The organism is Croceibacterium mercuriale (assembly GCF_000802385.1).
GTDB lineage: Bacteria > Pseudomonadota > Alphaproteobacteria > Sphingomonadales > Sphingomonadaceae > Croceibacterium > Croceibacterium mercuriale.
In genome coordinates this window covers 158,050-179,595 of the sequence record NZ_JTDN01000002.1, presented here as the reverse complement: position 1 = coordinate 179,595, position 21,546 = coordinate 158,050, and the positions used below count along the sequence as shown (strand labels likewise).

The window sequence follows — 21,546 nt, the reverse complement described above, 5'->3', positions numbered from 1 at the left end:
CATCATGCGGGGCACATCCTGCCATGATGCTGGTAAGGCCAATATGCCCGCTTGGTTGACCTGATCCGCGCTTGCTGTAGGTCCGTGCGCACAGTCGGACGATACCGGGCCATTCCTCGCCGTAGCCCGGGTCCGGGCGACAGCGGAGGAACGATGATGGCAGCTCTCACCCGATCGCGGAGCGCGATGCTGCTCGGCATAGCCCCTGTGGCATTCCTCTGCAGCGGAACCACGATCGCGCAGGACAGGCAGCAGGTCGTGCTGTTTGATGGCGAAAGCGTCGCCAGCGTGGTCCACGATCCCGCGCGTCCGCTGGCACTGGCGGCGACCATGCTCGCCGGTGACCTGCAATCGGTCACCAACCAGGCGGCAGGCACCTTCACCAGCATTGAGGATTGCGGCATGACCTGCGTGGTCATCGCCGCGAAGGATTCCCCGCTGCTGGCGGCGGTAGCGCAGGATACCGGGCTGGATGCGGCGCAGCTGGGGGATCAATGGGAGCAATATGTCCGCGTGGCGCTGCCGTCGCGCACCGTTGCCGGCCGCACCTATCTGGTGATCGCCGGCTCCGACACACGGGGCGCGATCTGGGGCACGGTGGACCTGACGCGCGAGATGGGTGTCTCGGCATGGGAATGGTGGGCCGACGTCGCGCCGACCAGGGTCGATCGGCTGGTGGTGGACGGCGGTAGCCGGCTGTCGAAGGCACCATCGGTGCAATATCGCGGCATCTTCCTGAATGACGAGGATTGGGGCCTGCAACCCTGGGCCGCCCGGACCTTCGAGGCGGAGGTCGGCGACATCGGTCCGAAGACGTACGGCCGGATCTTCCAGCTGATGTGGCGGCTGAAGGCGAACCTGATCTGGCCTGCGATGCATGACAGCACCACGCCGTTCTACCAGATCGCCGGCAATGCGGATGCCGCCCGCGATCATGCGATTGTGGTGGGCACGTCCCATGCCGAACCGATGATGCGCAACAATGTGCGCGAATGGGATGATGCGCGCGGCGAGTTCAACTTCTTCACCAACCGGGCAGCGATGCTCGATTATTGGCGCGACCGGGCCGAAGAGGTGCGCGGGTTCGAGAACATCTATTCCGTAGGCCTGCGCGGCAAGCACGATTCCGCGATGGAAGGCGCCGCCACGCCTGAAATCGCGCGCGACACGATGGCGGAGGTGATCGGCCTGCAGCGTGACCTGCTGGCGGAGGCGCAGGGCACGCCGGCCACGCAGATCCCGCAGGCGCTGACCCTCTACAAGGAGGTGCTCGACCTCTACGGCATGGGGCTGAAGGTACCCGAGGATGTCACGCTGGTCTGGCCGGAGAACAATTACGGCTACATCAACCAGCTGCCCACCCCGGCCGAGCAGGCGCGCAGCGGCGGCTCCGGCGTGTATTACCACATCTCCTACTGGGGGCGGCCGCACGATTACCTGTGGCTGGCGACCACGCACCCAGCGTTGATCCGCGAGCAGCTGGATCGCGCGTGGCAGATGCAGGCGCGCAGGATCTGGGTGGTCAATGTCGGCGACATCAAGCCCGGCGAGTACCTGACGCAGTATTTCCTCGACCTCGCCTTCGACGACGACCAGCTGAAGCTGGCGCCGCGTGCGCATCTGGAGCGCTGGATGGGCGAGCAGTTCGGGGCGGAGCTGGGGCCGGAAGCCGCCGCTATTCTGACCCGGTATTACGATCTCGCCTTCGAACGGCGCCCTGAATTCATGGGCTTCAATCAGGTAGAGCCGACCCGCCCGGTGCTGATCGGCGACTACATCCGGTCTGGCGGGGCGGAGGCGCAGCAGCGCATCGACGTTTACGCAGGGCTACGCGCGCAGGCCGAGGCGCTGGCTGCGCGGGTGCCCGCCGAGCGGCAGGACGCGTTCTTCCAGCTGGTCCTGTACCCCGTCCGGGGCGCCGCCAGCATCAACGAGCGCAACCTGAAGCTAGACCTGGCCGCGCTGTACACCCGGCAGGGCCGGCCGGTGGCGAACCAGCTGTCGGTCGAGGCGCAGGCGGCCCATGTGCGCATCGTCAGCGACACGGCGCAATACAATGCGCTGGGCGACGGCAAGTGGGCGGGCATGATGGACCTGGCGCCCCGTCGCCTGCCCGTCTTCGCCGAGCCGTCCTACCCGCAGGCCCGCTTTGCCGAGCGTGCCGGCTGCGCGGTCGATGCGTCGGAGCTGACCTTCGTGCAGGGGCGCCCGGCGGTGCATGCCCTGACCATCTACGGCTGGGGCGAGGATGCCGCCTGGACGCTTGCCGGCCAGACCGGCATCGTGCCCGGCCTCGCCAGCGGGCGGCTGGCGGCGGGCAACGGTTACCAGCAGCGGGTGAGCGTCAGCTATGACGGGCAAGCCGCCGCGCCGGTGTTCGGCAAGGTGACATGCGGCGGCAAGGACCTCGCCATAAGCGGCCGCATTGTCACCGCGACAGGCCCGGATGCGCCGGTCGAGATCGAGCGGACCATCACGCTCGTCCGGCCGGAGGGCGGCGAGCCGTCACCTGACTGGGAATGGATCGACGGGCTGGGCTCTTCCGGCAGGGCGCTGCGCTCAAGGCTGGCACTGGCATCGCGCGAAGGTCCGGCCGGCACGGCGGCGCTGGGCTACCGGTTCGAGACCGGCGCAGCGGGGGATGCGGTGCTGCATGTCGTTGGCCTGCCGGTCCATCCGCTGACATCGGCCAACGGCTTGCGGCTGGCGGTGCAGGTGGATGACCAGCCGCTGGTGGTGCTGGACTTCGAGACCCATGGCCGCAGTGACGAGTGGAAGCGCAACGTGCTGAGCAACAGTGCGCGCCGCACGATTGCGCTGCCGCACCTGGCGCCCGGCCTGCACAGTATCCGGGTGCACGCGCTGGACCCGGGATTCCTGCTAGACCGGCTGGAAGTGCGGCTGGATGGCGCCCCTGATCGCTATGGAGCACCGCCCCTGCGCTGACCGGACAAAGCCTTTTGGCGCGGCGGATGGGCGGCAACTGGCGCCCGATCTTTCCCTTGCCATCTGGTCCGATCCGTTCAGGATCGGCGCAAACCGTACTTGGGAGAGACGTGAATGATCAGTCGCCGCCATCTGCTGGGGAGCGCTGCGGCAATGTCGCTGGCCGTGCAGTTCAGCCCCGTGCTCGCGGCCACGCCTGGACGCGAGCAGATCCTGCAGACCATGCGCCGTGCCACCCGCTTCATGGTCGAGGATCTGGCGACCAATGGCGGCTACGTCTGGTCCTACCTGCCGGACCGGTCCCGGCGCTGGGGCGAGATCGAGGCTTCGCCCACCATGATCTGGGTCCAGCCGCCTGGCACCGCGACCATGGGCCACCTCTACCTGGATGCCTATCACGCGACCGGCGACGAATATTACTACACCGCGGCCGAGCAGGTCGCGGGCGCGCTGATGGCCGGGCAGCACCGGTCGGGCGGGTGGAACTACTTCATCAATTTCGACAGCCCGGCCGCCACCAAGCACTGGTACGAGACGGTGGGCAAAAATGCCTGGCGGATGGAGGAATTCCAGCACTATTCCGACAATGCCACCTTTGATGACATGGGCACGGCGGAAGCGTCGCAGTTCCTGCTGCGGCTGTTCGCCGAGAAACGCGATGCCAGGTATCGCCCGGCGCTCGACAAGGCGATCAGCTTCGTTCTCGACAGCCAGTATCCGATCGGCGGCTGGCCGCAGCGCTGGCCCTACGATCCCTCATACCCCGATTATCAGCGTTTCATCACCTTCAACGACGACGTCGCGGCAGAGAACGTCAACTTCCTCCTGATGATCTACCAGGTGCTCGGCGATGCGCGGGTGCTCGACCCGATCGTGCGCGGCATGAACCTGTATCTGGTGACGCATCAGGGGGCACCGCAGCCGGGCTGGGCGCTGCAGTACACGCCTGACCTGCGCCCGGCGGGTGCGCGCACCTACGAGCCCAATGCGCTGCATACCGGCACCACGGTGAGCAATGTCCGCAAGCTGATGGATTTCTATCGTCTGACGGGCGAGACCAAGTTCCTGGCCCGCATCCCGGAAACGCTGGACTGGCTGGAGACCCTGCGGCTGGCCGAACCTGTACGGGGGCGCAATTACCCGACCTTCATCGAATTCGGGACCAACCGGCCGATCTTCGTCCATCGCCGCGGTTCGAACGTGGTCAATGGCGAGTATTACTGGGACTACAGCCCGGAGGCGACGCTGGGCCATTATTCGGGCTCGCAGAACTTCGACCTTGCCGCGCTGCGGCAGGAGTTCGAGACGCTACGCGCCACACCGGCGGCCGAGCTGGTGGCGAGCTCGCCGCTCGCTGGGTCCAGCCCGGCGCCGCTGCCGCGCTATTTCGTCAGCGGCGGCCATACCGGATCGGACCTCAATGCCGGCGAGCGGGACGCCAGCATCGAACAGCTCATCCGCTCGCTGAACCGGGAAGGCTGGTGGCCGACGCAGCTGACCGCGACCAGCAACCCATACAGCGGCAGCGGCCCGGCCGACCCGGTGGCGGGCGATTACCGCACCACCCATGTGGGTGACGTGTCCGACACTTCGCCCTACACCACCGATCAGCCGGTGACCGGCATCTCGACCTCGGCCTATATCGCCAACATGGCGCACCTGATCGCGGCGCTGGATCCGGAGTGACGCACATGAACAGGCTTCTTCCGATCGCCGTCGTCCTGGCCGCAGGCGCCTGCTCCCCGACCGATACGGCCGAACGGGAGGACGGCGCTGCCGCCGCGCGCCCGGCCGCCGTCGGCAGCGTCGCCACCAGCGGGAAGACGGATGTTCCGGTGGCCGGAGTGCCGGCGCCGGTGCTCGCCGCTGCCCGTGCCGCGCGCGAAGGTGTCACGATCACCGAGGCCGAGGCGGAGACGCGTGACGGGCGCCGTTACTTCGACATCGGCGGCACGCTTCCCGACGGCACCGAGATCGAGTTCGACATCATGGACGATGGCGGAACCTGGCGGGTCGTGGAAACGCAGCGTGACATCGCCTTCGCCGCCGTTCCGGAACCGGTGCGCACCGCCCACTCCGCCGGGTTCACGCCCGGCCGGGTGATCGAGAGCACCCAGGCGGACGGAATCGTGATCTTTGAACTGTTCGGCGAGGAAGGCGGCAACCCGGAGGGTCGCAAGGTGGAGATCAAGTGGGACGGTCGCCGCGCCGAAGTCCTGCAGGAGGAATGGGCGCACTAGGCCCGGGCGTGCCGCGGTGCGCCGCATGGGCCTGCGCGCGCGTCAGCAGGGCATCCAGATCGGCCCGGCTTATGTCGAAGCTTTCGTGCATCTCGTCCAGCGCGGCGTCGATGTCCGTCGCTTGCAGCCCTGGTACGGGGCCGGTGGGGGCAGATGGCGGCGGGACATGGGGGTAGGATCGGGCCGTCGCCCGGTGGATCATAAGCGCCAGCGCGACCAGCGCGATCGAATTGATGCCCACGGGTGCGAAGGCGAAGGCATAGCCGGCGTCATGCACCCCCGATCCGCCGATCACCGCAGTCAGCGCCGCCGCGCCACCCGGCGGGTGCAGGCAGCGCAGCAGCGACATCACCAGGATCGCAGCCCCCACGGCCAGGCCCGCGGCCAGTGCCGCCTGCGGCACCAGATGGAAGGCGGTAACGCCGATCAGCGTGGAGATGATGTTCCCGCCCACCACCGGCCATGGCTGCGCCAGCGGGCTGCTGGGCACGGCGAACACCAGCACGGCCGATGCACCCAGCGGGGCGACAATGATCGGGATGTTGGCGGCTGCGCCGATCGGCAGGCCGGCGCACACCACCATGGTCAGGCCGATGCCGATCGCGGCACCGATACAGGCGAGCAGGCGCTCTCCTGTATGCGCGCCGGCGAGCAAGGGGTTGAACAGGGACATGCGGCCCGCTCCTAGGCGAGCGCGGCCCGGCGGTGCAAGCAAGTTGCAGGCCGGGGGTCCGATCGGCAGGTCCGGAACAGGAGCTGCTGCTCGTAGGCCAGCCGGCAGGCGCCGCAAGGCGGTAGGAACCGAAAGGCGTTGCGGTAAGTTGAGACCTTGAAGAAACGATTGTGCGGTTGCGAACCAGGCAAAGGCACATCGGATCAGCAAAGCATATTGGTTTGACAGTTCCTTGTGCTTCCGCACCAGCCGTCCTTGATCCCAGGCGAAATCCATGATGCAATGCAGCATGGGCCGGTTGGTCGGCATTCTGGTGGGAGGCGCAGGCACGCTCCGGGGATTGTAGCTATGGGTGATGGTGAGCGCCTGATTGCCGGGCAGGTCCAGTCTATCTTTTCGGCATTGCGGGGCGCCGGACGCAAGGAGGGACCGGACATGGCGCACCACGCGCATCGCTCGCTGCGTCGTATTGCGCTGATCGGGAATTTCGTGCCGCGCAAGTGCGGCATCGCCACCTTCACCGGCGACGTGTTCGACAAGTTGCGCGAGTTCCATCCGCGCATCCAGGTCGATGTCTATGCGCTGGACGATCCGGCCAGTCCGCTCGCCTACCAGAACATCGCCGGCACCATCGCCTGGAACGATCCCGACAGCTACGCACAGGCTGCCCGGCGCATCAACGAGAGCGGTGTGGATGCAGTCTGGCTGCAGCACGAGTTCGGTATTTTCGGTGGCCAGGACGGCGACATGGTCAGCGGTTTCGTGGACCGCATCGCTGCGCCGCTGATCCTCACGCCGCACACGGTGCTGGCGGAACCGTCCACCCGTCAGCATGCCATCCTGAAACACCTGGTCACCCGCGCGAGCCGTATCATGGTGATGAGTGGCCATTCGCGTGACCTGCTGGCCAGCGTCTATGGCGCACCGCATGACATCCTGCAGGTCGTGCCCCATGGCGCGCCCGACCGCCCGTTCGGCCGCAACCGCACGTTCAAGGAGCAGCTGGGTCTGGAAGGACGCAAGGTCATGATGACCTTCGGCCTGCTCGGCCCGGGCAAGGGGCTGGAGAAGGTGATCGAGGCACTGCCCGCGATCGTGGAGCGTCATCCCGAGGTGGTGTACCGCATCGTCGGCGCCACCCACCCCAATCTGGTGGCGCGGGAAGGCGAGGCCTATCGCGAGCGCCTGATGGCGCGGGCCGACGAACTGGGCGTCGCCGACCACCTGCTGTGGGACAACCGCTTCCTGGAAACGGACGAGCTGCTGGACCAGCTGGAAGCGTGCGATATCTACGTCACGCCCTATCCTGGATTGCAGCAGTCCACCTCCGGCACGCTGAGCTATGCCGTGGCGCTGGGCAAGGCGGTGGTGTCCACGCCATATCTCCACGCTCGCGAACTGCTGAGCGACGATGCCGGCATCCTGATCGAGCCGGGCAGCGCACCCGCCATTGCGCAGGCGGTCAATCACCTGCTGGACGATCCGGAAGAGCTGCTGGCGCTGCAGCGACGGGCCTATGCCCGAGGACGGGAGACGATCTGGCCCCGCTTCGCCGATGGCGCTGCCGCCCTGGTCGAAGCCTCGGTCGCGCCGATGGGCCGCATTCCACCGGCCACGGCCACGCCCGGCCTGTCCGGCGTACTGTCGATGAGCGACGGCACCGGCATGTTCCAGCATGCGATCGGCATCGTGCCCGACCGCCGGCACGGCTATTGCCTGGACGACAATGCCCGGGCGCTGATGCTGATGAACCTGGCCGAGGGCCTCGACCCGGCGGAGCAGCAGAAATGGTCGATGACCTATGCCAGCTTCGTACATCACGCTTGGAACCCGGATCTGGGCGTCTTCCGCAACTTCATGCGCTTCGATCGTAGCTGGTGCGAAGATGCCGGCTCCGAGGATTCAAACGGCCGCGCGCTATGGGCGCTGGGTCATACGCTTGAGCATGCGCCGACTGCAGACATGCGCGAATGGGCGCTGTGGATGTTCGACACCGCGCTGCCACACGCCCGCAAGCTGCCCAGCCCGCGCTCCGTCGCGTTCACCATGCTCGGCGCCGCGTGCTCGTTGCGCGCCCGTCCCGATCACAAGGAATCGCGCGCGACCCTGGCGGAAGGGGCCGATTTCCTGCATCGGCTGCTCGGCGGTGCGCGCCGGCCGGATTGGGCCTGGTTCGAGGCCGTGCTGGGATATGACAATCCGCGGCTGTCGCAGGCCCTGATCGAGGCCGGTATGCTGCTGGACCACAGCGAGTGGGTCGAGGCCGGGGTGGAAACGCTGCTCTGGATTGCCGGGCAGCAGGTTGCAGCCAGCGGCCACTTTCGCCCGATCGGGTCCGACAGCTTCGGGACCGAGCATGGCCATCTGCCGTTCGATCAGCAGCCGCTGGAGGCGCAGGCCGCGATCGAGGCGGCGCGGGCCGCGTATGATGCGACCGGCGACGCGCGCTGGATCGACCATGCCCATTGCGCCCGCAACTGGTTCTTCGGTGCCAATGATCGCGGGGTGGTGCTGGCGGATCTGGCGACCGGCCGTTGCCGTGACGGGATCAATCCCCGCGGCGCCAATGCGAATTGCGGGGCGGAGTCCATCCTCGCCTTCCAATTGGCGCATTATTCCGTTCTAGCGCTCGCCGAAGCGCAGCAGCGCGATTCGATTGGAGATGAGAGTGGGTTTCGAGGGCGTCTGGCCGAACAGTCCTTTGCAAATCCTGGATGAAAGGCTGCATGCCGATCCGTCACGCGTAGTCCTGCGCCCCTTCCATCTGGGCTGGTCGGCGTGGAATGCGCCCGGTGGCCGGGCGCTGAAGCTGGTGGAAGACATCAGCGCCCTGTCAGACGCCGAGGTCGAGGCGGAATATGCCCGTGTCCGGCGCGACTTCGTGGCACGGCACTGGCAGACGGAGAAGATGTTCGAGGAACGCTTCGCCGATGTGCAGGAGACCTTGCCTGCCCAGTGCTGCGACTTCTCGCTGACGCGGCGCAGGCTGGTCGGCGCGTTTTTCTGCCACGAATATTCCTACGCCGCCGCGGCGCTGATGAACCCGTCGATCGTGCCGCATCCAGACCAGAGCGGCATGGCCAATGGTGCCTGCCGGTTCGTGATGACCCTGCGCGCAGTGGGCGAAGGGCACATCAGTTCGATCGCCTTCCGCGAAGGCATCGCGGAGGCCGACGGGAATTTCACGCTGTGGCCGCAAAGCACCTTTGCGACCAGTGTGGAGCTGGACGATGCGACGCTGACCGACAGCGATGCCGGCGTCACTGTGCATCGGCATTTTGACAGCAGCCTCAGCAATACGGTGATCTTCCCCATCACCGAACAGCAGCGCAACGGTCTGGAAGATCTGCGCATGGTGCGCTTCGACCATGGCGATGGCGAGTTCGAGTGGATCGGCACCTACACCGCCTATTCCGGCAGCACGATCCGGTCCGAACTGCTGCGCACCTGCGACTTCCGCCGCTTCCTGCTGGAACCGATCAGCGGCCGTGCGGGCCGCAACAAGGGCATGGCGCTGTTCCCGGAGAAGATCGGCGGGCGGTACGCCATGGTCAGCCGGCAGGACGGCAAGAACCTGTTCCTGCTGACGTCGGACCGGCTGGATCGCTGGGATGACGAGGGCACCCTGCTGATGGAGCCGCAATTCCCGTGGGAGTTCGTGCAGATCGGCAATTGCGGCAGTCCGATCAGGACGGACGAGGGCTGGCTGCTGTTCACCCATGGCGTGGGTGCCATGCGCAAATATTGCCTGGGCGCCGCGCTGCTGGATCTGGACGATCCGTCCAAGGTGATCGGCCGCACCCGCGAACCGGTGCTGAGCGCGGTCGATGCCGACCGGTCGGGCTATGTCCCGAATGTGGTCTATACCTGCGGCGTGCTGAAGGTAGGCGAGCGGCTGCTGGTGCCGTATGGCATATCGGACAGTGCGGTGGGCTTTGCCACGGTCGAGATCGATGAGTTGCTGCGCCTGATGCGCTGATACAGAGGGTCCGGGATGCTGCTGCCTACAAAGACTGTCGAGAAGCCATGGGGCATGGACACGCTGCCTGCCCCGTTCTCCGCGCCGGACGGCAAGCGGATCGGGGAGATCTGGTTCGAGCCGCCGGCGCAGCTGCCTCAGCTGCTGGTGAAGTACATCTTCGCCAGCGAGAAGCTGTCGATCCAGGTCCATCCGTCCGACACGCAGACCGAGGCGAAAGGCCTGGGCAAGCAGGGCAAGGAAGAATGCTGGCTGGTGATCGACGCGGAGGAGGACGCCACGCTCGGCATCGGTTTCGACCACCAGCTGACGGCCGACGAACTGCGCGCCGCATCGGAAGACGGGTCGATCGAGGACCTGATGGTATGGCACCGGGTGCAGCCGGGCGACTTCTTCTACATCCCCGCCAATACCGTTCATGCGATCGGGGGCGGGGTGTCGATCATCGAGATCCAGCAGAACAGCGACATCACCTATCGCCTGTTCGATTATGGCCGTCCGCGCGAACTGCACCTGGATGATGGTGTGGCCGTGTCGCAGGCGGGGGTGCACGACCCGGCCAATCGCCGGCACTTGCCCGAAAGCGGCGACGTGGCCCTAGTCGACGGCCCTTACTTCCGGCTGGACCGGGTGGATGGCGCCCCCGATCCCGCGACCGCGGCACGCTATTCCGGCCCGGTCCTGGTGATTCCGCGTGAAGGCACGGCACAGGTCGATGGCGAAGCGGTCGAACCAGGCAGCTGCGCGCTGGCGCTCTCGATCGATGCCGTGACCTTCGCTGCCGATGGCAGCTGCCTGATCACCCAGCCGCTGGTCTAGCGTCCCTTCCACTCCGCGGTGCGCTTCTCGATGAAGGCGGCCATGCCTTCGGCCTTGTCCTCGGTCCCGGCGAGCAGGTGGAACAGGCGACGTTCCAGCACCAGCCCGTCCTCCAGCGGCAGGTTGGCCGCGGCGTGGACCGCCTCCTTGGCGGCCAGCACCGCAAGCGGCGGCATGGCGGCGATGGTGCGCGCGGTCTCCAGCGCGGCGTCCATCAGGCCATCTGCCGGCACCACGCGCGCTACCACGCCGGCGCCTTGCGCCTCGGCCGCATCCATCATCCGGCCGGTCAGGATCAGCTCCATGGCCCTGGCCTGTCCTACCGCACGGGCAAGGCGCTGGGTCCCGCCCATGCCGGGGATGGTGCCGAGCTTGATCTCCGGCTGGCCGAACCTGGCGGTGTCGGCGGCGATGATCAGGTCGGCCATCATCGCCAGCTCGCACCCGCCGCCAAGGGCAAAGCCGTTGACCGCGGCGATCCACGGCTTGCGGACGGCCCGCACCAGATGGCTCTGCCAGCGGGACAACCCGTCCGCAGCGTAGAACTGGGCCGCGGAGGTCGCGGCCAGTTCCTTGATGTCGGCGCCGGCAGCGAAGGCCTTGCCCTCTCCGGTCACCACCGCGCAGCGCTGGCCGTCGTCGGCCTGAAAGGCGGCAAAGGCGGCGATCAGCTCCTCCAGCACGGCGGAGGACAGCGCGTTCAGCGCTTCCGGCCGGTTCAGGGTCACGATCGTGACGCCTCCGTCGGTGGCAACCTTGATTGTCCGGTACTCGCTCATGCGCGGCTCCATGCTTGCCCTGCCATCCGCCCTTGCCTAGAGCCCGCGCCTTCCCCGTGTCGAGGTGCATAATGGCAGCCTACTCCAAGTCCCATGCGCTGATGCGCCGCGGTGCCGACTTCCTCGGCAGCGAACATGCGATCCTGTGCGGGGCGATGAGCTGGGTGTCGGAGCGTAACCTGGTGTCCGCCATCAGCAATGCCGGCGGCTTCGGCGTGATCGCCTGCGGGGCGATGAACCCCGAACTGCTCGACAAGGAAATCGCCGCCACCAAGGCGCTGACCGACCGCCCCTTCGGCGTGAACCTGATCACCATGCACCCGCAGCTGACCGACCTGATTGCGGTATGCGCGCGCCACGACGTGACGCATGTGGTGCTGGCCGGCGGCATTCCGCCCAAGGGCAGCGTGGAGGCGATCAAGGCATTCGGCGGCAAGGTCATCGTGTTCGCGCCCACGCTGGCGCTGGCGAAGAAGCTGCTGCGCAGCGGCGGGGATGCGCTGGTGATCGAGGGGATGGAGGCGGGCGGCCATATCGGCCCGGTCTCCACCAGCGTGCTGGCGCAGGAATTCCTGCCTGCCCTGGCGGAAGATCACCTGGTGTTCGTCGCCGGCGGGATCGGCCGGGGGGAGGCGATTGCCGGCTATCTGGAGATGGGCGCGGTCGGCGTGCAGCTGGGCACCCGCTTCGCCTGCGCTACCGAGAGCATCGCCCATCCCGCGTTCAAGAAGGCGTTCTTCCGCGCCAGCGCGCGCGATGCGGTGGCCAGCGTGCAGGTCGATGCGCGTCTGCCGGTGATCCCCGTGCGCGCGCTGCGCAACAAGGGCACGGAGGTGTTCACCGCCAAGCAGCGCGAGGTCGCCGGCATGCTGGATGGCGAGGCGCTGGAGATGGCCGAGGCGCAGCTGCAGATCGAGCACTACTGGGCCGGCGCGCTGCGCCGCGCGGTTATCGACGGCGATGTCGAGAATGGCAGCCTGATGGCCGGGCAGTCGGTCGGCATGGTCACGCAGGAGGAGCCGGTGCAGGCGATCATGGACGGCCTGATGGCACAGTGCGAGGCGGCGCTGCAGCGCCGCTGAGCGCCGGAACCAAATACCTCCTGTCGCGCTTGCGACTCACATTCCAAGGAGGTCTTTGATGATCGGCAAGATGATTGGCGCCGCCCTCGGCGCCCGGGTGGCGGAAAAGGCACGTGGCGGCATCGGCGGCACTGGTGGTGCACTGGTCGGCGCGCTGGCCGTGCCGCTGTTGCGGCGCGTCGGCCCGGTCGGGCTGATCGCACTGGCAGCAGGGGGCTACGCCGCCAGCAAGCTGACCGGCAAGCGTTGAGCCTGAGATAAAGGAGAGGAAGGGCGGTACCCGCGAGGGTGCCGTCCTTTTTTCTTGCCCGAAGGCCTGCCTGCCGGCGTGGAACCGGCGCCTCGCTGCCGGGTAGATGTGGGCAAATAGCTGGAGTTCCTGCCGATGGCCGCCAATCCCCTTCCCGCCAGCCGTACGCTTGACGACATGCGCGGCACCGCCGGCGGGCTCGTCGCGGGACTGGCCGCCTCTTGGACGATGGACCGGTTCCAGACTGCGGTCATCCCGCTGTTCCAGCCCTCCGGCCCGCAGCACGGGGACAAGACACCCGCACCGGAAAAGGCGGCCAACGCTGTCGCCCGGCTGGTCAGCGGACACGATGTGGACAAGCGCGAGCGTCCGGCCGCCGGCAGCGCTGTGCATTACCTGGTCGGCGGCCTGTCGGGCGCGGCCTATGGCCTGCTGGCGGAGCGGTATCGTCCGGCCAGCATGGGCGGCGGCGCGCTGTTCGGCATTGCCAGCGCCACCCTGATCGACCAGATCGCCGTGCCGTTGACCGGCTTGGCCCGGCCGCCGTGGCAATATTCATTGCGCACGCATGTCTATGCCTATGTCTCCCACGTGGTATTCGGCATGGTAACGGAAGCAGTGCGCCGGTCGCTGCGCGGCACGCCGGGCAAGCAGGATTATACGCCGTTGCCGCTGGAGGAGGCGGCCCTGCCATTCGCGCTGGGCATGGCCAACGGACAGCGGACGATGACGCCACCGGCCATCACCAGCCTGGCGGCGGCGACCGGCGCGTTGAAGCTGGACGGCAGCAAGCTGGCCTTCATGGCCCATCCGCTGACCGCAGCCCTGTTCGTGGCAGGAGCGGCGGCCGAATATTACGTGGACGTACAGCCGGGAACGCCCGATCGGACCAGTGCCATGGGGCTGGGTGGACGCATGGCGGGCGCAGCGCTGTCGGCAGCTGTGATCGCCCGGCCGGAGCAGCGGCGGAATGCTGCGGTGATCGGCGCCGCAGGCGCTGTCGCCGGGGCCCTGATCGGTTATCGCGTGCGGGCCTTCGCTTCGCGCGCGCTGGGGCGTGACCTGCCGGTCGGCGTGGCGGAGGATGTGCTGTGTCTGGCCGGGGCGGTGGCGATCACCGGCTTTGTCACCCTCAAGCGCCGGCGCGAGGCGCGCGAGCGGCGGCGTGAAGCGGCAAAGGCGGCGCGGCTTACGGCTTCCGCAAGGCTGCAAGCGCAGCGAACGGACCACCTTCCCGGGGAGCATTGAGCCCGGCCTCGTCACGCACGCGATCGGCATCCGGCCCACAGGCATAGGGGTCGATCGCCAGTGCCAGGCTTTGTGCGACGGCCTCGCCTATGTCGAAGCTGCCGCCGGAGTAGAACAGCTGGTCGAGATCCGCCTCCTCCAGTTCGAGCTCCTCCGCCTCGATCACCGGCTCCGGCACGAAGACCAGGCGCAGTTCCTCGTCGACCGTGACCGGCAGATCGTTGCCGGAAATGGCGCAGCTCTGCACGATGGCGGCCTGCAGGCGACCGGTGGCGGTGACCTGCTCGCCGTCGGGCTCCAGCGCGAGTTCGGCGCGCAGCCGGTCGACGGAGACCAGCGCAAACCTGCGGGCCAGTGCGACACATTCCGCCTCGTTCGCCTCGACCAGCACCGGCCGCGTGGTGATCAGCCGCGGATCCACCATGCGGGACAGCTCAGGAGGGCCGGCATCACTCATCGGGGCAGCTCCGCCGCCAGGATCGTATCGGCATCGTACCCGCCCAGCTCCGCATTCCAGGTCCGCAGCAAGTCCGCGATGGTGGCGCTTTCCGCGCCATCGGACAGCGTGATGTTGCGGCGCGCGGCATCTTCCAGCAGGACAGGTTCGGCATCTGCGGCAAGTGCATCACGGAAGGCACCCAGCCGTCCGCCCAGCGCCGCGACCAGCTTGCCGATCCGCTTGCCCACGACCAGATCGCCCACCCCGGTCTCGCGCAGCTGGCGGTCCATGTCCTCCACGAACAGCTCGGTCAGGTGAACGCCGTGTTCGGCCGGGGCGTCCAAGGCTTCCAGCCGCAGCAGCACCAGTGCCAGGATCGCGGCGATCATGTCGAAACGGCCGCTGACACTGTCCGCCACCTGCCCGACCGCATACCAGCGTGGGTCACGGGATGTGCCGACGATGCGGTGCCATAACGGTCGAAGGCTGTCTCGCGGGTCGGGGCGGTGGCGGAATAGCCGGGCCAGGGCAGATTGGCGGGCAGTCATGGCAGCGCCTGTGGCTCCTATTCACCAGCGGTTCAATGCTGCCTGCGCAACGCAGGGCGCGTGTTGCACAAGGGCAGGGCGGCTCGTATGGCCGCTCTGGCGATATAGGCGAGATCGCGTTTGACGGAAGGCACGAACAGGCAGGTTATGGCGGTTCTTACACGAATTGGGCTCCTGCTGGTGCTGGCAGCGGCAGCAACGGGCTGCAGCTCCATCCGCAATCATCGCGGCTACATCACCGATCCGGTGCTGATCGGATCGGTGCAGCCGGGCGTGGACAACCGCGTCTCGGTGGAACGCACGCTGGGCCAGCCGACCTTCACCAGCCAGTTCGGGGAGCCGGTGTGGTACTACATCGGCAGCAACACCGCGCAGGCGCCGTTCACCGATCCGCGCATCGTGGAACATACGGTGCTGGCGGTGACCTTCGATGCGGCCGGCAACGTCGCCACCGCGCGCCAGACCGGCGTGGACCAGGTCGTGCGGCTCAGCCCCGACGGGGCGGCCACGCCCACCCTGGGCAAGGAGCGCAGCTTCCTGGAGGATCTGTTCGGCAACATCGGCCAGGTCGGCGCGGCCGGCATGGGCGGGCAGCAGCCGGGCGGTGCACCGGGCCAGTAAGCTGGGTCCCGCGTGCAGCGGGCTTGCTTGAAGCATTCCGGCGCAGCCCCATATGCCGCGCCATGGACGAGAGCAGGGCGAGCCACGGCCTGATACAGTGGCATGGGACAACCATCATCGGCGTGAGGCGGAACGGCAGGACCGTGATCGCCGGCGACGGTCAGGTGTCCATGGGCAACACCATCATGAAGCCGAACGCGCGCAAGGTGCGCCGGATCGGCGCGGCGGGACCAGGTGGCGAGGCGAAGGTGATCGCCGGCTTCGCCGGTGCGACCGCCGATGCCTTCACGCTGTTCGACCGGCTGGAGCGCAAGCTGGAGCAATATAGCGGCCAGCTCCTGCGCGCCGCGGTGGAGCTGGCGAAGGACTGGCGGACGGACAAGTATCTGCGCAACCTGGAAGCGCTGATGATCGTCGCCGATGCCGACACGCTGCTGGTGCTGACCGGCAATGGCGACGTGCTGGAGCCGGAGGGCGACATCGCCGCGATCGGCTCGGGCGGCAATTACGCGCTGGCCGCCGCGCGGGCGTTGTCCGATTACGAACAGGATGCCGAGGTGATCGCCCGCCGCGCCATGGCCGTCGCGGCCGAAGTCTGCGTCTTCACCAACGACCGCGTGACGGTCGAGACCATCTGATTGACTGAACGGACATCATGGACAACCTGACCCCCAAGGCCATCGTCGCCGCGCTGGACGAGCACATCATCGGCCAGGCCGATGCCAAGCGCGCCGTTGCCGTTGCCCTGCGCAACCGCTGGCGCCGGCAGCGCCTGTCGGACGAGCTGCGCGACGAGGTGACGCCCAAGAACATCCTGATGATCGGCCCCACCGGCTGCGGCAAGACGGAGATCAGCCGCCGGCTGGCCAAGCTGGCCGACGCGCCGTTCGTGAAGGTGGAGGCGACCAAGTTCACGGAAGTCGGCTATGTCGGGCGTGACGTGGAGCAGATCGCCCGCGACTTGGTGGAGGAAGCGATCCGCCTGGAGAAGGAGCGCCGGCGCGACTCCGTGCGCGATGCCGCCAGCAAGGCCGCGATGGAGCGGCTGCTGAATGCCCTGGTGGGTGACAGCGCCAGCGAGGCAACGCGGGAGAGCTTCCGCCGCCGCATCATCGAGAATGCGATGAACGGGGTCGAGGTCGAGATCGAGGTGGAGGAAACCCCTGCCATGCCGATGGAGATCCCCGGCATGGGCGGCAATGTCGGCATGATCAATCTGGGCGACATGATGGGCAAGGCGTTCGGCAAGACGCCGATGAAGCGCCGCAAGCTGCTGGTGCCCGATGCCTGGGACAAGCTGGTGGACGAAGAATCCGAGAAGCGGATGGACCAGGACGATGTCGCCCGGGTCGCCATCACTGCCGCGGAAACCAACGGCATCGTGTTCCTTGACGAGATCGACAAGATCGCGGTGTCCGACGTGCGTGGCGGATCGGTCAGCCGCGAGGGCGTGCAGCGCGACCTGCTGCCGCTGATCGAGGGCACCACCGTGTCCACCAAGTATGGGCCGATGAAGACGGACCACGTGCTGTTCATCGCCAGCGGGGCCTTCCATATCGCCAAGCCGTCCGACATGCTGCCGGAACTGCAGGGCCGCCTGCCGATCCGGGTGGAGCTGAAGGCGCTGACGGAGGCGGACTTCGTGGCGATCCTGTCCGACACGCGGGCCAATCTGGTGGCGCAATATTGCGCTTTGCTGGGGACCGAGCAGGTGACCGTGGAGATCACCCCCGACGCCGTGGGCGAGATCGCCCGCATCGCCGCACAGGTGAACGAGAGTGTCGAGAATATCGGCGCGCGCCGGCTGCAGACCGTGATGGAGAAGCTGTTCGAGGAGCTGAGCTTCGAGGCGGAGGAACGCACGGGACAGACCGTCGTCATCGACGCGGCCTATGTGCGCGAGAAGCTGGGCGAGCTGGCCGGCAATGCGGATCTGAGCAAGTACATCCTGTGACCGGGTGAGGTGATGCGTGGCGGCCACACCGGGTGGCTGCCACAAATCGGTAACCTTGCTGCCCCGCAAGTGTCATCCACGCTGCCTAGCGGCCCCTGTCAGAGAACAGGGGAATACGCACATGAACTTCATCCGCCCGCTGCTGGCCACCAGCGGCCTCGCCCTCGCGACACTCGCCACGCCGGTCATGGCTGGCGAGGTCGCCGGCATGGTCGTCGATGGCAGCAACACGATCGCGCTTCGCTCCGCCAATGTGCGGATTGCGGAACTGGGGCGGGAAGCGGTGACGAGCGCGGACGGATCGTTCCTGTTCGCGGGCGTGCCCGCCGGCACCTACACGGTGGTGGCCAACTATGTCGGCGCGCCGGCGCAGGAACTCTCGATCACCGTGCCGGCCACCGGCACCGCCCGGGCCGACTTCGCCCTTGGCGCCGAAAGCGGCGCGATCCTGGTCTATGGCTATGGTGCCAACCAGGCGAGCGCCCTGTCGCGCAAGCGGGAGAACGACCGGATCAGCGACGTGCTGACCCGCGATGCGATCGGCCAGTTCCCCGACCAGAACGTGGCGGAATCGATCCGCCGCCTGCCCGGCGTCAACGTGCTGAACGACCAGGGGGAGGGCCGCTTCGTGTCCGTGCGCGGCCTTGATCCCAACCTCAACGCCACCACGCTGAACGGCGTCCGCCTGCCGTCGCCAGAGGGTGACATCCGCTCGGTCGCGCTGGATGTCATTTCCTCCGACCTGATCCAGAGCGTGGAGATCACCAAGTCGCTGACGCCGGACATGGACGCCGACACGATCGGCGCCTCCATCGATATCGAGACCACCAGCGCCTTCAACCGGCTGCGCGATGCGTTGAACGTCTCGCTCGAAGGCAGCTACAACGAATATGTGGGCGAGGTCACGCCCAAGGCGGCGGTCGACTTCGCCACCCGCGTCACACCCGATTTCGGCATTTCCGGCGGCGTGTCCTATTATCAGCGCCGGTTCGAGACGGACAATGTCGAGGCCGAGGACTGGGTGGAGGGCGATGACGGCGCCGTCTATGCCGAGGGGCTGGAATATCGCGATTACGACGTGCAGCGCGAACGGGTCAGCGCCTCGCTGAACCTGGACCTGCGCGCCACTGACACGACCATGCTGTATGCCCGCGGCCTGTACAGCCAGTTCGAGGACCAGGAGTACCGCCGCCGCACCATCTTCGGGACCGGCAATGCGCTGGCGACCGCCAACGGTTCTACTGGCGTGACCTTCCGCGATCGCGATGCGACCAATCCGGATGACGAATACGAGATCACGGTCGAGCGCGACCTGAAGGACCGGTTCGAGACACAGCGCATCCGCACGCTGGTGGTGGGCGGCGAGACCGATACCGACACGTGGCACGTGGAGTATTCGGGCAGCTGGGCCCGCTCCACCGAACGGGAGAACGGCTCCGTCGACCCGATCACCTTCGCGCGCGATTTCGCGGGTGAAGGGCTGGCGGTGAATGCCGATTACAGCGACCGCCGCGTGCCGATCTATTCCGCCGTGGCTGGTCCGGCAGATTTCCTCGATCCCGCGACCTACGAACTGGACGAGGCGCAGATCACCAGCCTGTCCGATGCAGAGGACACCGAATGGGCCGGGCGTCTGGACGTTGCGCGCAGCTTCCAGACAGGCAGCGGCAGCTTCACCGTGCAGGCGGGTGGCAAGATGCGCTGGCGCGACAAGCGTTACGACAACCAGACCGATCACATCGAAGGCGCTGACCTGACGCTGGCCGACCTGCAGGGCCGGCAGACCTATCGCCTGATCGACATGGGCCCGGTGGTCGACAAGCTGTCCGCGCGCCGGTTCCTGGCTGCCAATGGCGACCAGTTCGAGGTGGAGCCGGTCGATACCGCGTTCGACAGTGCGGCATCCGACTACTCGATCAAGGAAGATATCGCCGCCGGGTACCTGCTGGGACGGTGGGACAGCGATACGCTGCGCGTGATCGGCGGTGTGCGCTACGAGCGGACGGACAATGTGCTGCGCGGCAACACCGTGACGCTGATCGAAGGCGAGGATGGCGATACCGTCAACGTCGCCCCCGTGCTGTTCCAGCGCGATTACGATCACTGGCTGCCCAGCCTCAACGTCCGGTGGGAAGCAGCGGACGAGCTGGTGCTCCGCGCGGCCGGATACCGCTCGCTGGTGCGTCCGAACCTCGGCGATCTGGCTCCGCGCTTCGAAATCGAGGAATCCGACCGCGGTGAGCGTGAAGGTTCGATCGGCAATCCGGAACTGCGGCCTTATTCCGCCTGGAACGCTGATGCTTCCGCCGAATGGTACATGACCAGCAATGGCGCGCTGACCGTCGCTGCCTTCTACAAGGATGTGCGTGATTACATCGTCGACGTGACGGTGCAGGATGTCGAGCTGTTCGGCGTGGCCGTGGACGAGGCCACGGTGCCGGTGAATGCCGACAGCGCGACGATCTACGGCGTGGAGGTCGGCTTCTCGCAACAATGGACGATGCTGCCGGGCATCCTGGACGGTCTGATCACACAGCTCAACTATACCTGGACCGATGCGACGGTGGACCTGCCGGTCGATGGCGATCTGGCCGACCTGCGGCAGATCACGCTGCCCGCGACCAGCCGGCACACCTTCAACGCCGCCCTTGGCTACGACAAGGGACCGGTGTCCTTCCGCCTCGCCGGCACCTATCGGGACAAGTACCTGGACGAGTTCGGCCCCACGGCCGATCAGGACCGGATCGTCGACGACCACTTCCAGGTGGACCTGACCCTGCGGTATCGCGCGACCGACCGCATCCAGCTGTTCTACGACTGGATCAACATCAACAACGCCAAGTACTTCGCGTACAACACTGTCGCGGGCCGGCAGAACCTGCTGCAGTACGAGGAATATAACTGGACCATGAAGGCCGGCGCGCGGGTGAGCTTCTGATGCGCGCGCTGTTGCCCCTGCTGCTCGCCGGCGCATCGCTGGCGGGCTGTGCCACCACCCCCGCGATCACCGGCCTGGCCCCGGTGCCCGTCACCGCCACCGGCGAGACGGCGCCCGTCGGCACCGGCAATGCCGATGCGGCGGACGATCCGGCGATCTGGCGCAATGCCGCGGATCCGGCCGCCAGCCTGATCGTCGCCACCGACAAGAAGGCGGGCCTGTATGTCTATGGCCTGGATGGCACTGTGCGCAGCTTCTTCGATGCCGGGCGGGTCAACAATGTCGACCTGGTGGACATGGGCGCGCAAGGCATCATCGTCATCGCCAGCGACCGCAACGACGTGACCGCCGCCAAGGCGCAGCTGTTCCGGCTCGATCCCGCCAGCGCCACCCTGACCAGGCTGGCCATCCTGCCGGTCGGGGCGGGGGAGGCATACGGCATGTGCGCCACCGGGCGGGACGGCACCTTGCTGATCTACTCCCCGGTCAAGGAAGGCGCGATCTACGAACAGCGGATCGCGCTGGGCACGACGCCGACTGCCGAAGGTTTGCGCACCCTGCGCGTGGCAACCCAGCCGGAGGGCTGCATCGTCGATCATCGCGACGGCACGCTGTATGTCGGGGAGGAGGATGCCGGCATTTGGCGCTTCCGAACAGGAGCAGCCACCGGCGAGATGGTTGCCGCCGTGGACAACCGCTACCTCGTCGCCGATGTCGAAGGACTGGGCCTGGTGCCCGCAGGGGCCAATGGCGGCTGGCTGGTTGCAAGCAGCCAGGGCGACAATGCCTATGCCGTCTTCCGCCTGCCCGACATGGCTCCGCTGGGTCGGTTTGCCGTGGTGCCGGGCGCGATCGGTGGCAGCGAGGAAACCGACGGGCTGGAGGTGATCGCCGGAGATTTCGGGCCTGATTACCCGGAGGGCCTGTTTGTGGCGCAGGACGGGCACAACCAGCCCGCGGCACAGAACTTCAAGCTGGTATCCTGGGCGGCGATCAAGGCCGCGCTGGGTATCTGATCGACCTTCGGAAA

18 protein-coding genes are annotated in these 21,546 nt (G+C 67.1%); 14 read left to right on the top strand and 4 right to left on the bottom strand.

Annotation, left to right across the window (positions count from 1 at the left end):
* Positions 1 to 156: 156 nt before the first annotated feature.
* From PK98_RS10465 to PK98_RS10455, 3 genes are all read left to right on the top strand, one after another.
* Positions 157 to 2,946 (top strand): glycosyl hydrolase 115 family protein, encoded by a 2,790-nt coding sequence (locus PK98_RS10465; RefSeq protein ID WP_235425488.1) that lies wholly within the window; start codon positions 157 to 159, stop codon positions 2,944 to 2,946.
* Positions 2,947 to 3,060: 114 nt separating this feature from the next.
* Positions 3,061 to 4,632: a pectate lyase gene (locus tag PK98_RS10460; protein ID WP_039096865.1), complete on the top strand. Its 1,572-nt coding sequence runs from the start codon at positions 3,061 to 3,063 to the stop codon at positions 4,630 to 4,632.
* Between the two features lie 5 nt (positions 4,633 to 4,637).
* Positions 4,638 to 5,186, top strand: coding sequence for a hypothetical protein (locus PK98_RS10455; RefSeq protein WP_052208523.1), 549 nt, complete (start codon positions 4,638 to 4,640; stop codon positions 5,184 to 5,186).
* Here the strand turns inward: PK98_RS10455 and PK98_RS10450 are convergent.
* The gene (locus PK98_RS10450; protein WP_039096864.1) at positions 5,134 to 5,859 is read right to left on the bottom strand and encodes an HPP family protein; all 726 of its coding nucleotides are present in this window, start codon (positions 5,857 to 5,859) and stop codon (positions 5,134 to 5,136) included. The genes PK98_RS10455 and PK98_RS10450 overlap by 53 nt on opposite strands.
* A gap of 435 nt (positions 5,860 to 6,294) precedes the next feature.
* On the opposite strand from PK98_RS10450, the gene PK98_RS10445 reads away from it, so the two are divergent.
* The 3 genes from PK98_RS10445 to PK98_RS10435 are packed head-to-tail and all read left to right on the top strand — an operon-like array spanning position 6,295 to position 10,657.
* Positions 6,295 to 8,577, top strand: a complete 2,283-nt coding sequence (locus PK98_RS10445; RefSeq protein ID WP_081996266.1) for a glycosyltransferase family 4 protein — start codon at positions 6,295 to 6,297, stop codon at positions 8,575 to 8,577.
* The gene (locus PK98_RS10440) at positions 8,522 to 9,838 is read left to right on the top strand and encodes a glycoside hydrolase family 130 protein (protein ID WP_052208521.1); all 1,317 of its coding nucleotides are present in this window, start codon (positions 8,522 to 8,524) and stop codon (positions 9,836 to 9,838) included. The genes PK98_RS10445 and PK98_RS10440 overlap by 56 nt, the downstream gene beginning before the upstream one ends.
* A gap of 15 nt (positions 9,839 to 9,853) precedes the next feature.
* Positions 9,854 to 10,657, top strand: coding sequence for a class I mannose-6-phosphate isomerase (locus PK98_RS10435; RefSeq protein ID WP_039096862.1), 804 nt, complete (start codon positions 9,854 to 9,856; stop codon positions 10,655 to 10,657).
* Here PK98_RS10435 and PK98_RS10430 read toward each other — a convergent pair.
* A complete protein-coding gene (locus PK98_RS10430) occupies positions 10,654 to 11,436 on the bottom strand; it encodes an enoyl-CoA hydratase-related protein (protein WP_039097551.1) in 783 nt (260 codons plus the stop codon). The genes PK98_RS10435 and PK98_RS10430 overlap by 4 nt on opposite strands.
* 71 nt (positions 11,437 to 11,507) lie before the next feature.
* On the opposite strand from PK98_RS10430, the gene PK98_RS10425 reads away from it, so the two are divergent.
* The 3 genes from PK98_RS10425 to PK98_RS16010 all read left to right on the top strand — a co-directional run bounded on the left by PK98_RS10425 (position 11,508) and on the right by PK98_RS16010 (position 14,016).
* Positions 11,508 to 12,518, top strand: coding sequence for an NAD(P)H-dependent flavin oxidoreductase (locus tag PK98_RS10425; protein ID WP_039096859.1), 1,011 nt, complete (start codon positions 11,508 to 11,510; stop codon positions 12,516 to 12,518).
* Positions 12,519 to 12,576: 58 nt separating this feature from the next.
* Positions 12,577 to 12,768, top strand: a complete 192-nt coding sequence (locus PK98_RS10420) for a hypothetical protein (protein WP_039096857.1) — start codon at positions 12,577 to 12,579, stop codon at positions 12,766 to 12,768.
* A 135-nt stretch (positions 12,769 to 12,903) separates the two neighbouring features.
* Positions 12,904 to 14,016: a DUF1440 domain-containing protein gene (locus PK98_RS16010; protein ID WP_081996194.1), complete on the top strand. Its 1,113-nt coding sequence runs from the start codon at positions 12,904 to 12,906 to the stop codon at positions 14,014 to 14,016.
* Here the strand turns inward: PK98_RS16010 and PK98_RS10405 are convergent.
* Both PK98_RS10405 and PK98_RS10400 read right to left on the bottom strand, forming a co-directional pair.
* Entirely contained in the window at positions 13,958 to 14,473 is a 516-nt protein-coding gene (locus PK98_RS10405) for a YceD family protein (RefSeq protein ID WP_039096855.1), read from the bottom strand. The genes PK98_RS16010 and PK98_RS10405 overlap by 59 nt on opposite strands.
* Positions 14,470 to 15,003: a ubiquinol-cytochrome C chaperone family protein gene (locus PK98_RS10400; protein ID WP_039096853.1), complete on the bottom strand. Its 534-nt coding sequence runs from the start codon at positions 15,001 to 15,003 to the stop codon at positions 14,470 to 14,472. Before PK98_RS10400 ends, PK98_RS10405 begins: the two co-directional genes overlap by 4 nt.
* A 147-nt stretch (positions 15,004 to 15,150) precedes the next feature.
* On the opposite strand from PK98_RS10400, the gene PK98_RS10395 reads away from it, so the two are divergent.
* The 5 genes from PK98_RS10395 (at position 15,151) to PK98_RS10375 (ending at position 21,532) form a co-directional block, all read left to right on the top strand.
* Positions 15,151 to 15,624, top strand: a complete 474-nt coding sequence (locus tag PK98_RS10395; protein ID WP_039096852.1) for an outer membrane protein assembly factor BamE — start codon at positions 15,151 to 15,153, stop codon at positions 15,622 to 15,624.
* A gap of 62 nt (positions 15,625 to 15,686) precedes the next feature.
* On the top strand, positions 15,687 to 16,262 hold the full coding sequence (hslV, locus tag PK98_RS10390; RefSeq protein WP_039096851.1) for an ATP-dependent protease subunit HslV: 576 nt from the start codon (positions 15,687 to 15,689) through the stop codon (positions 16,260 to 16,262).
* A gap of 14 nt (positions 16,263 to 16,276) precedes the next feature.
* Positions 16,277 to 17,578, top strand: coding sequence for an ATP-dependent protease ATPase subunit HslU (gene hslU, locus PK98_RS10385; RefSeq protein WP_039096849.1), 1,302 nt, complete (start codon positions 16,277 to 16,279; stop codon positions 17,576 to 17,578).
* A gap of 121 nt (positions 17,579 to 17,699) precedes the next feature.
* Complete coding sequence (locus PK98_RS10380; protein WP_039096847.1) at positions 17,700 to 20,516, top strand: TonB-dependent receptor; 2,817 nt, start codon at positions 17,700 to 17,702, stop codon at positions 20,514 to 20,516.
* On the top strand, positions 20,516 to 21,532 hold the full coding sequence (locus PK98_RS10375; RefSeq protein ID WP_039096845.1) for a phytase: 1,017 nt from the start codon (positions 20,516 to 20,518) through the stop codon (positions 21,530 to 21,532). Before PK98_RS10380 ends, PK98_RS10375 begins: the two co-directional genes overlap by 1 nt.
* Positions 21,533 to 21,546 lie beyond the last annotated feature (14 nt).